Here is a 13,966-nt window from a genome sequence, read left to right as displayed (position 1 = left end):
CCACCGGGCGCACCGTCGGGGGCCGATCCGGTCAGTTCCGCCGGGAAAAATCGGCGGGAAATGCGGGCGCGCGGTGCCCGCGGTGGCCGGTCATCTCGCGGTTCGCGACGAGCGCGTTGAGCACCGCTTCCTCCACCGCCTGCACGACCGCCTCGAAGAACGGGTCGATCCGGCCCCACGGCACGAACCGCAGTTGCTCGTACTCGGCTTCCGCGGTGCGGGGGAACGCGCTCGTCAGCGCGCCGGGGTTCGCCGTGCTGAAGGCGAGGAACAGGTCGCCCGAGAAGTGCGAACCCGTCGTGCCGGTGCGGGCCAGGCCGAGCGGGACGCGCCGGGCGAGCGCCGTGCACTGGCCCGGCAGCAACGGCGCGTCCGTGCCGACCACGACGATGACCGAACCCGCGCCGGGCGGGGCCGGCGCCCAGTGCGCCATCGGGTCGTCCGCCGCCAGCCGCGGTCCCACGTGGTCGCCCGCGACCGTGAGCTCGCGGCGGCTGCCGAAGTTCGCCTGCACCAGCACGCCCACGGTGTACTCGTCGGAGCCGTAGGGCACCAGCCGGGACGCCGTGCCGGTGCCGCCCTTGAAGCCGTAGCAGGTCATCCCGGTGCCGCCGCCGACCGAACCTTCGTCGAGCGCTCCGCCCCGGGCGGCGTCGAGGGCCGCGCCCGCGTGTCCACTGTGGATCGTCGGGGCGTTGATGTCGTTGAGGTAGCCGTCCCACGTCTCGGCGACCACCGGCAGCAGCCATTCCGCGGCGACGTCGGGGCGCTCGCGCACCACCCAGTCGATCACGCCGCGGTGGCACGGCCCGACGGCGTGGGTGTTGGTGATCAGCACCGGCAGGGCCAGCGACCCGGTCTCGGCGAGCCACGCGGTGCCGGTCATCTCGCCGTTGCCGTTCAGGGAGAACGTCCCGGCCGCGCACGGCACGGCGAAGTCCGCCCGGCCGCGGGGGAGGACCGCGGTGACGCCGGTGCGCACCGAATCGCCTTCGATCAACGTCGTGTAGCCGACTTCGACGCCGGCGACGTCGGTGAGCGCGTTGTGCGTGCCGGGCCGGCCGGGCAGGGTGATGCCCAGGTCGCGGGCACGGGTCATGACAGGTCCTCCCAGGTGCAGGCGGTGCGGGCGAAGGAAAGCAGCATCGCTTCGGCGGTGGCCCGGTCCACTGTGGGCACCGCCTGGGTGAGGTGCAGGCCGTAACCGTCCTCGAGTGCGACGAGGTTGCGCGCGATCGCGACCGGCTCGGCGGTCAGGGTGAATTCGCCGGTCGCCGCCCCGGCTTCGAGGATGCCGGTGTAGATCCGCACCTGCCGCTCGAACAGGGCGACGTGCCGGGCGGCGTAGGCGGGGTCGCGGCGGGCGATCGTGCCGAGTTCGTAGAGCAGCACGCACAGTTCGTCGGACGGCCCGGTGGGCAGGCCGCTGCGGATCGTGGCCAGCAGGCGTTCGCGCGGTGTCCCGCCCCGGGCGGCGTCCTCGCGCTGGGTGCAGAAGCGCTCGACGGCTTCCTGCTGCACCTCGCGCAGGAGGTCGGTCAGGGTGGGGAAGTAGTAGAGGACCGAGCCCGAGGACAGGCCGGCGCCGTCGGCGACGTCCCGCAGCCGCAGGTTGAGGATGCCGCGTTCGACGACGGCGCGGCGCGCCACCGCGATCAGCTCGGCCCGCCGCTCGGGGGCCCTGCTCGGTCGTGCCATGAGGTCATTCTTCGAAGGAACTTCGGAAAAAACAAGACCTTGACTTGTCTGCCACGAGCGCCTTTGATGCGTGGTCACCTGGTTGTTCGAAGGAGCTTCAAAGAACTGGAGGCCCGCTCGTGACCACTCCCGCCCTGCGCCGCGGCCTGCGCACCCTCGGCACCCTGCTCATCACGCTCTCGGCGATCAGCCCCGCGTCGTCGGTGTTCATCATCGCGCCGGGGGTGCTCGCCGGCGCCGGGACCGGCGCGTTCTTCAGCTTCGCGGCCGCTGCGGTGGTCGGCGTGTTCATGGCCTTCGTCTACGCCGAGCTCGCGTCGGCGTTCCCGGTCGCGGGCGGCGAGTACGCGATCGTGGCCCGCACGCTGGGGCGGCTGCCCGGGTTCGCCGTGCTGGGGCTGATGATCATCACGCAGGTGCTGATCGTCGCGGTGATCGCGCTCGGCGTCGGGACGTACCTGGGGGTGCTGTTCCCGGGCCTGCCCGGCCCGGTGGCCGCGGCGGTGACGTGCGTGCTGGCCGCCGGTGTCGGGGTGTTCGACATCAAGCTGAACGCCTGGGTGACGGGTATCTTCCTGGCCATCGAGATCCTGGCGCTGGTGGTGGTCGGCGCGCTCGGGCTGCTCCACCCGGCCCGCCCGCTCACCGACCTGGTCGCCCACCCGGTGGCGGCCGGCGGCGGCCCCGCGACGATCGGCGCCATCGCGATCGCGACGTCGGTGGCGATGTTCGCCTACAACGGCTACGGCTCGGCGGTGTACTTCGGCGAGGAGACCCAGGACGCCCCTCGCGGCATCGCCCGCGCGATCCTCCTGGCGCTGGCGATCACGGTGGTCGCCGAGCTGGTCCCGGTGACGGCGGTCCTGCTGGGCGCGCCCGACCTGGGCGCGCTGTTCGGCTCGGAGAACATGCTGTCGACGTTCATCACCGCCCGCGGCGGCAGCACGCTCGACACGGTGCTCAGCCTGGCGGTGGCGCTGGCGATCATGAACGCGGTCCTGGCGATCGTCCTGATCAGCTCCCGCCTGGTCTTCAGCAGCGGCCGCGACCGAGCCTGGCCGGGCGCGATCAACCGAGCCCTGGCGGCGGTCCACCCCCGTTTCGGCACCCCGTGGGTGGCGACGGCCGGCACGGGGATCGTCGCGGCGGCGCTGTGTTTCGTGGACCCGCAGCTGCTGCTGGTGGTGACGAGCACGTCCATCGTGGCGGTGTACGCGGCCCTTTGCCTGGGCGCGATCGTCGGCCGCCGCACCGGCGCGACGGCCCACGCGCAGTACCGGATGCCGTGGTTCCCGGTGGCCCCGGTGCTGGCGTTGGCGGTGCTGGTGTTCGTGGTGTACCAGAACGTCGTGGACCCGGCGGTCGGCCGCCCGAGCCTGATCGTGACGGCGGGGATCGTCCTGCTGGCGGTGGGGTATTACGTACTGGTGCTGCGGCGCCGAGGCGGGTGGCAGCTGGCCGAGCCGGTGGGGGAGGAGACGGCGGAGGAGCCCGCCCGGGACTGACCGCCCTCAGTTCCCGGGTTCGATGGGGGACGGGTCGGCGAAGCCGGTGGCCAACGCTCGCAGAGCCGCGTCCAGGTACACCGTCAGGTCCGCGTCCGCGCGGGCCGACCAGCGCTCGTACGCGGCGCGGCACGTGGCCAGCACCGCGCGGCCCACCGCCAGCGGGTACAGCGCGTCCGCCGGCTGGCCCGTGCGCGCGCCGACGTACGCGCTCACCGCGCGCTCCCACGCGTCGTAGTGGCGGGTCGCGCTCGCCGCCAGTTCCGGGACCGAACTGAGCAGGTGCATGCGCATGCGGAGTTCCGTGACGTCCTCGGCGCGGTAGTGGTTGGCCGCGATGACCGCCTCGCGGACCGCGTCCAGGACCGGCAGGGTGCCGTCGGCCGCGGCGAGGTGTTCGGTGATCGCGGCGACCTCCGCGTCGAACTCGTTCCACAGGACGTCGGACTTGGCGTCGTAGTAGCGGAAGAACGTGCGGCGGCTGACGCCCGCGGTCGCGGCGATCTCGTCGACCGTCGTCTCGTGGAAGCCGCGTTCGGTGAACAGGCGCAGCGCGATGACCTCCAGTTCGCGGGCGCTCGTGCCGGGTGGCCTGCCGCGGCGGGCCGCGGGGGTGCGTTGGGTCATCCGGGTGCCGTTCCCTTTCCGGGGGTTGTTTCTGACACTGCGTGACATTACTCTGCTCGATATTCGTCACAGTGTGTCGAAATAGGAGTCCCGTGCCGAAGGAGTCACGATGACCGAGAAGATCGCCGAAGAGCCCGTCGAAGAGACCCCCGTCGCCGAAGACCTGCTGGTCGAGGAGGTTTCGATCGACGGGATGTGCGGTGTCTACTGAGCCGTTCGACCTGGACGCGGCCTGGCGGCTCGACAGCCGGGTCGCGATCCGGCCGGAGCGGTTCGGGGCGCTGCTCTACCACTTCGGCACCCGCCGCCTGTCGTTCCTGAAGAGCCCGGCCCTGCTGGACGTCGTCCGGTCGCTGGACGCGCACCCGAGCGCCCGCGCCGCCTGCGCCGGTGCCGGGGTCGGGGCCCCCGAGCTGCCGCGCTACCGCGCCGCGCTCGCCGCACTGGCCGAGTCGCGGATGATCCAGCCGAGGAGTCTCTGATGTCCCTCGTGGACGAATTCCAGTACGGGCTCGACGCGCCCATCTGCCTCACCTGGGAACTGACCTACGCCTGCAACCTTTCCTGCGTGCACTGCCTTTCCTCCTCCGGGCGGCGCGATCCCCGCGAACTGTCCACAGTGGAGTGCAAGGCGCTGATCGACGAGTTCGAGCGCATGCAGATCTTCTACGTCAACATCGGCGGCGGCGAGCCGACCGTGCGCCCGGACTTCTGGGAGCTCGTCGACTACGCCACCGAGCACCACGTCGGCGTCAAGTTCTCCACCAACGGCGTCAAGATCACGCCCGAAGTGGCGCGACGGCTGGCCGGGAGCGACTACGTCGACGTCCAGATCTCCCTGGACGGCGCCACCGCCGAGGTCAACGACCACGTCCGCGGCCCCGGCTCCTACGCCACCGCGATCCGCGCCATGGAGCACCTCGCCGACGCCGGTTTCGAGAACTTCAAGATCTCGGTCGTCATGACGCGGCACAACATCGCCCAGCTCGACGCGTTCAAGGCGATCGCCGACCGGTACCGCGCCCAGCTGCGGATCACGCGGCTGCGCCCGTCCGGCCGCGGCGCCGACACCTGGGACGAGCTCCACCCGACGGCCGCCCAGCAGCGGGGGCTCTACGACTGGCTCGTGGCGCACGGCGAGAACGTGCTCACCGGCGACTCGTTCTTCCACTTGGCCGGCTACGGCGGCGGCGGGCTGCCGGGCCTGAACCTGTGCGGCGCCGGGCGGGTGGTGTGCCTGGTCGACCCGGTCGGCGACGTCTACGCCTGCCCGTTCGCCATCCACGACACCTTCCTGGCCGGCAACACCCGGTCCGAGGGCGGCTTCACGCGCGTCTGGCGCGAATCCGAGCTGTTCACGGAACTCCGCAGCCCGCAGAGCGCGGGTGCGTGCACGTCGTGCTCGGCGTTCGACGCCTGCCGCGGCGGCTGCATGGCCGCGAAGTTCTTCACCGGCCTGCCGCTCGACGGCCCGGACCCGGAGTGCGTGCGCGGCCACGGCGAACTCGCGCTGGCGGGCGTCACCAGCGTCCCGAAGCCGTCGCTGGACCACTCGCACCGGCGGCGTCCGGTCCCGGTCACCATCGGGATGCGCCGCCCCTGCGACGAAAACCCGCTGGCCTGATGGTGCGCCTCGCGGACCTGTCCTCGCCCGGCGTCGCCGCCCGCGCGGCGGCGGGCGCGATCCTGGCGGTCCCGGTCGGCGCGACCGAGCAGCACGGCCCGCACCTGCCGCTGACGACGGACACCGACATCGCCCTCGCCCTGTGCGACGGCCTGGCTGCGGCGCGCCCGGAAGTCCTGGTGGCGCCCGCGGTGCCGTACGGCTCGAGCGGCGAGCACGCGGGGTTCGCGGGGACGCTGTCGATCGGCCAGGAGGCGACGGAGTTCCTGCTGCTGGAGCTGGGCCGCTCGGCGGCGGAGACGTTCGGGCGGCTGCTGTTCGTGTCCGCGCACGGCGGCAACACCGGGCCGGTGACGCGTGCGGCGGCCCGGCTGCGGGCGGAGTCGCGGGACGTGTCGGTGTTCCGGCCGCGGTGGCCGGGGGAGCCGCACGCGGGCCGCGTGGAAACGGCCTTGCAGCTGACGATGCGGCCGGGCAGCGTCCGGATGGAACGAGCGGTCGCGGGGGATCGGCGCCCGATCGGGGAGCTGCTGCCGTTGCTGCGGGAGGGCGGGGTGCGGGCGGTCACGGCGACCGGCGTGCTCGGCGACCCGACCGGCGCGACCGCGGTGGAAGGCAAGGAACTGCTGGCCGGGCTGACGGCCGCGCTGGTGTCGCATGTGGACGAATGGAGGCGGGCATGACGCACCGGACGGCGCTCGTCACCGGGGCCGCGCGGGGGATCGGGGCCGCCACCGTCCTGCGCCTGGCGCAGCAGGGCTACGCCGTCCTCGCCGTCGACGTGGCCGCCGACGACCCCGCCCTGCCCTACCCCATGGGGACCGAAGCCGACCTCGCCGCCGTCGTGGAAAAAGCCGGTGGGCACGCCGCCGCTTTCGTCGCCGACGTGAGGGATCCCGCGGCCATGGCCGCCGCCGTCCGGGAAGCCGAACGACGCTGGGGTGGCCTCGACGTCGCCATCGCCGCCGCCGGGGTCATCGCCGGGGGAGTACCCCTGTGGGAGGTGCCCGAAGACCAGGAGCGGGCCGTCCTGGAGGTCGACCTCCACGGCGTCGTCCACCTCGCCCGCGCCGCCGTGCCCGCCCTGCTTCGCAGGCCACAACCGCGGTCGGGGCGGTTCCTGGCCGTCGCTTCGGCCGCCGCCACGCGGGGGTTGCCCATGCTCGCCGCCTACTGCGCCGCGAAAGCCGGGGTCGCCGGGCTCGTCCGCGCGCTCGGGGCCGAACTGGGGGAGACCGGCGTGACCGCCAACGCCGTCAGCCCGGGCTCGACCGACACCCCGATCCTCGCCGAGAGCGCCCGCCTCTACGCCCTGCCCGACGCGGCCGCCTTCGCCGCGCAGCAACCCGTGCACCGCCTGCTCGACGCCGGCGAAGTCGCCGCTGTGCTGGCGTTCCTCGCCGGGCCGGACCGCGGGGCCGTGACCGGGGCCGTCGTGCCCGTGGACGGCGGGCTGGCCCTGTGACGCCGTTGCCACCCGGGTTCCGCATCGCCCTCGACCGCGACACCCGGCAGCTGACCGCCGACCTCCTCTTCGGCGGCTCCCCGGCCCGTGTCCTGCGGTTGACCGCCGCCGGGCAGGCCGCGCTGCGCGAACTCGCCGACGGCCCGGTCTCCTCCGCGGCCACCGGCGCGCTCGCCCGGCACCTCACCGACGCCGGGCTCGCCCACCCGCTGCCGCCCGAACCGGACCGCGCCGCGGACGTCACGGTCGTCGTCCCGGCCCTCGGCCGGCCAGGACCTCTGGCCCGCTGCCTCGCCGGGCTCGGCGCCCGGCACCCCGTCCTCGTCGTCGACGACGGCTCCGAAGACCCCGCCGCCATCGCCGGGGTGGCCGCCGCGCACGGCGCGGAACTCGTGCGCCGGGACGTCAACGGCGGCCCCGGCGCCGCGCGCAACACCGCGCTGGACCACGTTCCCACCGAGCTGGTGGCCTTTGTGGACAGTGACTGCGTGCCCGCGCCCGGCTGGGTGGAGCCGCTGGCCGCGCACTTCGCCGACCCGCTCGTCGCCGCGGTCGCGCCCCGGGTGTGCCCGCTCGCCGCGGACACCGCGGCCGGCCGGTACACGCGCGCCGCCTCCAGCCTCGACCTCGGCGACCGGCCCGCGCGGGTCGCGCCCGGCACCCGGACGTCGTACGTGCCGACCGCCGCGCTCGTCGTCCGCCGGAGCGCGCTCGTCGAGGCCGGCGCGTTCGATCCCGCGCTGCGCGTCGGCGAGGACGTCGACCTGGTCTGGCGGCTGCACGCGGCCGGGTACCGGGTCCGGTACGCCCCCGACGTCACCGTCGGCCACCACGAACCGGAAACCTGGCGCGCCCTGCTGGGCCGGCGCGCCCGCTACGGCACTTCCGCCGCGCCGCTGGCGAAGCGGCACCCGGGCGCGCTCGCGCCGCTGGGGCTGCACCCGTGGCCCGCGCTGACCGTCGGCGCGCTGCTGGCCGGGCGTCCGCTGCTCGCCGCGGGCGGGTTCGCCGGCGCGGTGGGCGGCATGGTCCGCACCCTGCGCGCCCACGACGTCCCGGCCGACGGCGTCGTGCGCGCGATGGCCACCGCCGTGCACCAGACGTGGCTCGGCTGCGGCCGCTACGGCACCCAGTTCGCGGCGCCGCTGCTCGCCGCCCTGCTCGTCCCGCGGGGGTGGGGCCGACGCGCCGCCGTGGCGTCGCTGCTGCTCGGCCCGCCGCTGACGGCGTGGGCCAAGACCCGGCCCGGACTCGATCCCGTCCGCTACACCGCGGCGGCGATCGCCGACGACGTCGCGTACGGCGGCGGCGTCTGGGCCGGCTGCCTGGCCCACCGCACGCTCGAGCCGGTCCGCCCGGCGCTCGTCCGGCGCCCGCTGCGCTTCACCACGAAGGGAACCCGATGACCACCTGGTTCGAATCCGTCGCGGAGGCACAGCGGCGCGCGAAGAAACGGCTGCCCGCTTCGGTCTACTCCGCCCTCATCGCGGGCTCGGAAAAGGGCCTCACGCTGGCCGACAACCTCGGCGCGTTCGACGAACTACGGTTCGCGCCGCGCACGGCCGGCCACTACGGGCAGCGCGACCTGGCCACGCACGTGCTCGGCCGCGACGTCGCCCTCCCGGTGCTGATCTCCCCGACCGGGGTGCAGGCCGTGCACCCCGACGGCGAGGTCGCGGTGGCCAGGGCGGCCGCCGCGCGTGGGACGTCGATCGGGCTGTCCTCCTTCGGCAGCAAGCCGATCGAGGAGGTGGTCGCCGCGAACCCGAACACGTACTTCCAGGTCTACTGGACGGGCACCCGCGACGACATCGAGCGGCGGCTGGACCGGGCCCGCGCCGCGGGGGCCGTCGGCATCATCCTGACGCTCGACTGGTCGTTCTCGCACAGCCGCGACTGGGGCAGCCCGCACATCCCCGAGCGGCTGACTCCGCGCGAGCTGCTGCGGTTCGCCCCGGAAGGCATCGCCCGCCCGCGTTGGCTCCTGGACTACGTCAAAACGCGGCGGCTGCCCGGCTTGAGCGTGCCGAACATGGCGTCGCCGGGCGAAGAAGCACCGACGTTCTTCGGCGCGTACGGCCAGTGGATGCAGACGCCGCCGCCGTCGTGGGAGGACGTGACCTGGCTGCGAGCGCGGTGGGACGGGCCGTTCCTGCTCAAGGGTGTGATCCGGGTCGACGAGGCCCGCCGCGCGGTCGACGCCGGCGTCAGCGCGCTGTCGGTGTCCAACCACGGCGGCAACAACCTCGACGGCACCCCGGCGACGATCCGCGCCCTGCCCTCGATCGCGGACGCGGTCGGCTCGGAGGTGGAAGTCCTGCTGGACGGCGGGATCCGCCGCGGCAGCGACGTCGTGAAAGCGCTGGCGCTGGGCGCCAAGGCGGTGCTGATCGGCCGCGCGTACCTGTGGGGGCTGGCCGCCGGCGGGCAGGCCGGGGTGGAGAACGTCCTCGACGTGCTGCGCAACGGGATCGACTCGACGTTGCTGGCGCTGGGCAAGAAGAGCGTCCACGAACTCACCCGGGAGGACGTGCTGGTGCCGGCGGGCTTCGCGGCCGAACTCGGGGCCGCGCGCGAAGGTGGCCCGGACCGGAGCCCGGGCCACCTTCAGCGAACTCAGTAGCCGTACACGGTTTCGTAGACGCGCTCCTGCGCGTTCGTCGCCACGAGGCCGTTGGCCCACAGCGAGTTCACGCGGCTGCGCTCGGCCGAGTTCGGCACCGCGTTGGTGCAGGACGGGCCGGGGCCGCCACCCGACATCAGCTCCGAGCACGGGCCCGAGTAGTGGTCCGGCAGCCCGAGGGCGTGACCGGTCTCGTGCGCCGCGATGCGGGTCGGGTTGTACTGCCGGGCCTGGGTGTAGTCGATGAAGATGGTGCCGCTGCCGTGACCGTTGGTCGAGGCGTAGGACCCACGCGGGTCGTTGCCCTCGGTGTAGCGCAGGCTGGCGCCGGAGTTGCGCTCGACCAGTCTGACGTTGGTCACGCTGTTGTTCCAGTTGGCGGCACCGGCGTTGATCACCGAGCGGAACGACGGTGCGCTGGCGGTGCTGTAGTACACCGTCGTGACCGCGGCTTCCTGGTCCGTGGCGGCCGACGCGGTCCCCGCGGCGAGCGGGGTCATGGTCAGGGCGAGTGCGGCTGCGCCGACCAGGGCGAACTTCCTCGACATCGGAGAACTCCTCGTGGGGACGGGGATTTGCCGGAATTGCGCGCGCTGTCGAAAATTTACCCGGAAGACACGTTCGCCGGAGCCGACTAACGTATGGGCCGGGAAGTGGTGATTTACCAACACCTTCGACGGGTTGACACGGCCCTGGTCAGGTGCCCCGGGTCAGGTCGAGCAGCTGCCGCTCCAGCCTCCGTGCCGCCGCGACGTCGATGCCGACGCCCCACAGCGGTGCCGTGCTCGCCCCGTCGGCCGCCGCGACCACCAGCGTGACCACGTCCGCCGGCAGGCCGTCGTCGTGCAGCTCGCGGTCCCACCGCTCGGCGTCCGCGCGGGCCAGCCCGGCGATCTCCGGGATCGAGATGAGCTGGGCGATCAGCGCGATGTTCTCCCGGATCGCGACCTCGTCCTGGGACGTGTCCAGCGACGCCCGGACGTAGGCGCGCACGAGCCGGCCCGGGGCGGTGTCGGCCGGGTCGAGCGCCGCGTGGACCTCGGTGCGGAAGGTGTCGAGGATGTCCTGGGCGAGCGTGCGCACCAGCGCGTCCTTCGCCGGGAAGTGGTACAGCAGCCCGCCTTTCGACACCCCGGCCACCCGCGCGATGTCGTCGAGGGACGCCGAGATCCCGCGCGTGCGGATGGCGGTCGCGGCCGCGTCGAGCAGCGCCCGGCGCGTTTCCTCCGGGCTGCGCCCGGCTTTGCGAGGCATGCTCAGTCCTTTCCGGACGGAATCGTACGCCAGGCGATCAGCGCCGCGACGGCGGTGACGGCGGCCGCCGCCAGCGACGTGACCTGCATGGCGCCGGTGAAGGCGTCCCGGGCCGCCTGGGCGAGGTCCGACGCCGGGTCGAGCGCGGACACCGCCGAGGCGAGGGACTCCCGGACCTCGCCGGGCGCCCCCGCGGGCAGGAAAACGCGGTACACCACGGTGACCAGCGAGCCGAGGAGCGCGATGCCCAGCGCCGCACCGAGTTCGTAGGCCGTTTCGGAGATCGCCGACGCCGAGCCCGCCTTGTCCCGCGCGACGGCGGACAGCACCGAGTCGACGGTCAGCGTCAGCGCCAGGCCGACGCCGAGCCCGACCGGTACCAGCGTCAGGCCCAGCCACCAGTACTGCGGCGCCTGCTCGGCGACCGCGACCAGCGCCAGCCCGAGCGCGGCGACGCCCAGGCCCGCGGCGACCGCCCGGCCCTGCCCGAGCCGCCGGACGACCACGCCGACGGCGGCCACGACGACGATCGAGGCCAGCGTCGCGGGCATCTCCGCGAGCCCGGCCCGCAGCGGCGAGAAGCCGCGAACCAGCTGCAGGTACTGCGAGAAGAAGAACAGCAGTCCCATCAACGCGAAGACCGAGATGAAGTTCGCGAGCACCGCGCCGCTGAAGGCGCCGTTGCGGAACAGCCCGACGTCGATCAGCGGATCGGCCGCCCGCCGCTGACGGCGGAGGAACAGCACGCCGGCGGCGACGCCGAGCACGGCGGCCACGGCCACCCGGACGTCGAGGCCCTCGCTGACGGCGTGCTTGACCGCGTACACCAGCGGCACGATCGCCACCATCGAGAGGGCCGCCGAGAGCAGGTCGAAGCGGCCCGGGTTCGGGTCCCGCGACTCCGGCAGCAGGAACGCGCCCGCGATCAGGAAGACCACGACGACCGGCACGTTGATCAGGAACACCGAACCCCACCAGTAGTGCTCCAGCAGGGTGCCGCCGACGAGCGGGCCGAGCGCGATGCCGCCGCCGGACCCGGCCGACCAGATCGCGATGGCGCGGGTGCGCTCGCGCGGGTCGGTGAACAGCGTGCGGATCAGCGAGAGCGTCGAGGGCATGATCGTCGCGCCCGCGACGCCGAGCAGCAGCCGCGCGAGGACGAGCACGCCGGCGGTGGGAGAGAAGGCGGCCAGCACGGACGCGAGGCCGAACGCGGCCGTGCCGAGGAGCAGCACCTTCTTGCGGCCGAAGCGGTCGGCGAGGTTGCCCGCCGTGACGAGCAGGCCGGCCAGCGCGAGCGAGTAGATGTCGCCGATCCACAGGATTTCGGTGGCGGTCGGCGCGAGCTCGCGGGTCAGGGACGGCACGGCGAGGTACAGCACGGTGCCGTCGATCGCGAGCAGGAGCACCGCGCCGACGAGCACGCCCAGCGCGGCCCATCGGCGACGGGGGCTGAGGGTCTGCCGGATCGGGGCGCGGGTCGTGGTCATGCCGACTACTATACCGTCTGGACGGTACAGTAATGCGGGTGAGCTCGGCCACGGAATGCCGGTCCCGGCCCGGCGGTTGTGGCTACGCTGGAGGAGTCGGGAGGAGCGGGATGACGGCCGAAGAGCTGATGATCGAGTTCGCGCTGACCCGGCTCGACCACCCGGACCTCGACCTCGAGGACATCGCGGCCCTGGTCGTCCGCCGGGGCGGCCCCGAGCGTGAGCTGGAGTTCGCCTCCCGCAACCTGGCCGACCGCGGTGAACTTCGCGGCGCGACCTTCCCGACGGCGGTGGAGTACGTGCTGCGGGTGGTGCTGACCCTGCGCGGTCCCTCGGACTAGCTCACCTGTAGCGAGGATCGCGGCGTGGTCGAGGGCGGGGCGAGGCAGGTCGCGGTGCTGGAACAGTGGGCGCGCGGCTGACCGGTCAGGCGCCGCTGGCCGTGCGGTGCAGGCCGCGGCGGTCGAAGACCAGCTCGCGGGCCGTGCCCAGCGCCGTCGCGATCGCGCCCGCCAGCACCGCGTCCTCGCCCAGCTGGCCGGCCGCGATCTCCGGGACGACGGGGATCGTCGCCGCCAGCGCGCGCCGCATCGGCTCGGCCAGCAGGTCCGCGTTGCCGCCGATGCCGCCGCCCAGCACGATCAGGCGGGGGTCCAGGACGGCCGTCACCGCCGAGACCACGTACGCCAGCTTCTCGGCTTCTTCCTCGACCACGCGCAGCGCCCGCGAGTCGCCTGACCGGGCCAGCCGGAACACGTCCTTCGCCGTGCGTGCCTTCGTCAAGCCCAGCGCGCGGGCCGCGTCGACCACCGCCTGGCCCGCGGCCGCCGTTTCGACCGGGCCGGGGCGGCGGGCGGCCGCGCCGGCGGGCAGCGGGCCGTAGGGCAGGTCCGCGATCTCGCCCGCCGCGCCGTGCGCGCCGCGGAACAGCTGGCCGTCGACCAGCAGGCCCATGCCGATGCCGGTGCCGACCGTCAGGCACACCAGCACGTCGACGCCGAGCGCCGCGCCGAGGGCGTGCTCGCCGACCGCGCACAGGTTCGCGTCGTTCTCCACCACGACGTCCGAGCCGGCGACGGCCAGCGCGGCGACGAGTTCGTGCAGCAGCCCGCGCCGCTCCCAGCCGGGCAGGTTGGGTGCGCGGTGCACCGTGCCGGTCGCCGGGTCGGGGACGCCGGGGGTGCCGACGACCGTCGCCACGACCTCGTGCGGCCGCAGCCCGGCCGCGGCCACCGCGCGTTCGACGGATTCGCTCACCGTGCGCACCAGCGCGCTCGCCGAGCGGCACCGGTTGGGCTCGTCGAGCCGGGCGACGATGCTGCCTTCGAGGTCGGCGACGGCGATCCGGATCGCGCGCCGCCCGATGTCGACGCCGACGACGTGCCCGGCGTCCGGCGCGGCCTGGTAGACGACCGCCGCGCGCCCCGGCCCGGCCAGGCTGCGCCCAGTGGTCCGGACCAGTCCGTGCTGCTCGAGGTCGAGCAGCGCCTGTCCGACCGTGGGTTTCGAAAGTCCCGTGTCCGCCGCGATCTGCGGTCGCGTCGCCTCGCCCTGACCGCGAAGCCGGTCCAGGACCAGGCGCTGGTTCAGCGCCCGCATGTTCGCCGGGGTTCCCACCTGCGGCCCGTTTTGCCCCACTGAATCCTCCTGTGTTGCCGCAAGTTTATCCACGGAACTCTT

General features: G+C 73.8%; 16 protein-coding genes. 9 read left to right on the top strand and 7 right to left on the bottom strand.

Annotated features, from left to right (window positions below; all coding sequences use genetic code 11):
• Window positions 1–31: 31 nt before the first annotated feature.
• Window positions 32–1,099 carry a P1 family peptidase gene (locus ACLJQM_RS26385; protein WP_410633140.1) on the bottom strand — a complete coding sequence of 356 codons (1,068 nt, stop codon included), beginning with the start codon at window positions 1,097–1,099 and terminating at the stop codon, window positions 32–34.
• The gene (locus tag ACLJQM_RS26380) at window positions 1,096–1,698 is read right to left on the bottom strand and encodes a TetR/AcrR family transcriptional regulator (protein WP_360775921.1); all 603 of its coding nucleotides are present in this window, start codon (window positions 1,696–1,698) and stop codon (window positions 1,096–1,098) included. Before ACLJQM_RS26380 ends, ACLJQM_RS26385 begins: the two co-directional genes overlap by 4 nt.
• Before the next feature lie 119 nt (window positions 1,699–1,817).
• Here ACLJQM_RS26380 and ACLJQM_RS26375 point away from each other — a divergent pair, with 119 nt between their 5' ends.
• Window positions 1,818–3,203, top strand: a complete 1,386-nt coding sequence (locus ACLJQM_RS26375; protein ID WP_410633139.1) for an APC family permease — start codon at window positions 1,818–1,820, stop codon at window positions 3,201–3,203.
• Window positions 3,204–3,209: 6 nt separating this feature from the next.
• Here the strand turns inward: ACLJQM_RS26375 and mftR are convergent, their stop codons facing one another.
• A complete protein-coding gene (gene mftR / locus ACLJQM_RS26370) occupies window positions 3,210–3,830 on the bottom strand; it encodes a mycofactocin system transcriptional regulator (RefSeq protein WP_247024227.1) in 621 nt (206 codons plus the stop codon).
• Between the two features lie 109 nt (window positions 3,831–3,939).
• Between mftR and mftA the strand changes: the two genes are divergently transcribed.
• Genes mftA through mftD form a run of 7 tightly spaced genes read left to right on the top strand, consistent with a single transcriptional unit; the run spans window position 3,940 to window position 9,542 of the window.
• On the top strand, window positions 3,940–4,041 hold the full coding sequence (gene mftA, locus ACLJQM_RS26365) for a mycofactocin precursor MftA (RefSeq protein WP_125307730.1): 102 nt from the start codon (window positions 3,940–3,942) through the stop codon (window positions 4,039–4,041).
• Window positions 4,031–4,312 carry a mycofactocin biosynthesis chaperone MftB gene (mftB, locus tag ACLJQM_RS26360; RefSeq protein WP_410633138.1) on the top strand — a complete coding sequence of 94 codons (282 nt, stop codon included), beginning with the start codon at window positions 4,031–4,033 and terminating at the stop codon, window positions 4,310–4,312. The genes mftA and mftB overlap by 11 nt, the downstream gene beginning before the upstream one ends.
• A complete protein-coding gene (gene mftC / locus ACLJQM_RS26355; RefSeq protein ID WP_410633137.1) occupies window positions 4,312–5,454 on the top strand; it encodes a mycofactocin radical SAM maturase in 1,143 nt (380 codons plus the stop codon). The genes mftB and mftC overlap by 1 nt, the downstream gene beginning before the upstream one ends.
• Entirely contained in the window at window positions 5,454–6,137 is a 684-nt protein-coding gene (gene mftE / locus ACLJQM_RS26350) for a mycofactocin biosynthesis peptidyl-dipeptidase MftE (protein WP_410633136.1), read from the top strand. The genes mftC and mftE overlap by 1 nt, the downstream gene beginning before the upstream one ends.
• Window positions 6,134–6,919 (top strand): mycofactocin-coupled SDR family oxidoreductase, encoded by a 786-nt coding sequence (locus ACLJQM_RS26345; protein ID WP_410633135.1) that lies wholly within the window; start codon window positions 6,134–6,136, stop codon window positions 6,917–6,919. The genes mftE and ACLJQM_RS26345 overlap by 4 nt, the downstream gene beginning before the upstream one ends.
• Window positions 6,916–8,325 (top strand): mycofactocin biosynthesis glycosyltransferase MftF, encoded by a 1,410-nt coding sequence (mftF, locus tag ACLJQM_RS26340; RefSeq protein WP_410633134.1) that lies wholly within the window; start codon window positions 6,916–6,918, stop codon window positions 8,323–8,325. The genes ACLJQM_RS26345 and mftF overlap by 4 nt, the downstream gene beginning before the upstream one ends.
• Complete coding sequence (mftD, locus tag ACLJQM_RS26335) at window positions 8,322–9,542, top strand: pre-mycofactocin synthase MftD (RefSeq protein ID WP_410633133.1); 1,221 nt, start codon at window positions 8,322–8,324, stop codon at window positions 9,540–9,542. The genes mftF and mftD overlap by 4 nt, the downstream gene beginning before the upstream one ends.
• Here the strand turns inward: mftD and ACLJQM_RS26330 are convergent.
• The 3 genes from ACLJQM_RS26330 to ACLJQM_RS26320 form a co-directional block, all read right to left on the bottom strand.
• Window positions 9,536–10,090: a snapalysin family zinc-dependent metalloprotease gene (locus ACLJQM_RS26330; RefSeq protein WP_247024220.1), complete on the bottom strand. Its 555-nt coding sequence runs from the start codon at window positions 10,088–10,090 to the stop codon at window positions 9,536–9,538. The genes mftD and ACLJQM_RS26330 overlap by 7 nt on opposite strands.
• Window positions 10,091–10,238: 148 nt before the next feature.
• Complete coding sequence (locus tag ACLJQM_RS26325; protein ID WP_247024219.1) at window positions 10,239–10,796, bottom strand: TetR/AcrR family transcriptional regulator; 558 nt, start codon at window positions 10,794–10,796, stop codon at window positions 10,239–10,241.
• Between the two features lie 2 nt (window positions 10,797–10,798).
• A complete protein-coding gene (locus tag ACLJQM_RS26320) occupies window positions 10,799–12,286 on the bottom strand; it encodes an MFS transporter (RefSeq protein WP_410633132.1) in 1,488 nt (495 codons plus the stop codon).
• A gap of 110 nt (window positions 12,287–12,396) precedes the next feature.
• Here ACLJQM_RS26320 and ACLJQM_RS26315 point away from each other — a divergent pair, with 110 nt between their 5' ends.
• Complete coding sequence (locus ACLJQM_RS26315; RefSeq protein ID WP_410633131.1) at window positions 12,397–12,627, top strand: hypothetical protein; 231 nt, start codon at window positions 12,397–12,399, stop codon at window positions 12,625–12,627.
• Window positions 12,628–12,712: 85 nt separating this feature from the next.
• Here the strand turns inward: ACLJQM_RS26315 and ACLJQM_RS26310 are convergent, their stop codons facing one another.
• Window positions 12,713–13,885, bottom strand: a complete 1,173-nt coding sequence (locus tag ACLJQM_RS26310) for an ROK family protein (protein WP_410633258.1) — start codon at window positions 13,883–13,885, stop codon at window positions 12,713–12,715.
• Between the last annotated feature and the right edge of the window lie 81 nt (window positions 13,886–13,966).

The sequence above is a fragment of the Amycolatopsis sp. cmx-4-83 genome (genome assembly GCF_046548815.1).
GTDB lineage: Bacteria > Actinomycetota > Actinomycetes > Mycobacteriales > Pseudonocardiaceae > Amycolatopsis > Amycolatopsis pretoriensis_A.
The sequence above is the reverse complement of the archived record's forward strand: the minus strand, read 5'-3'. Positions and strand labels throughout refer to the sequence as shown.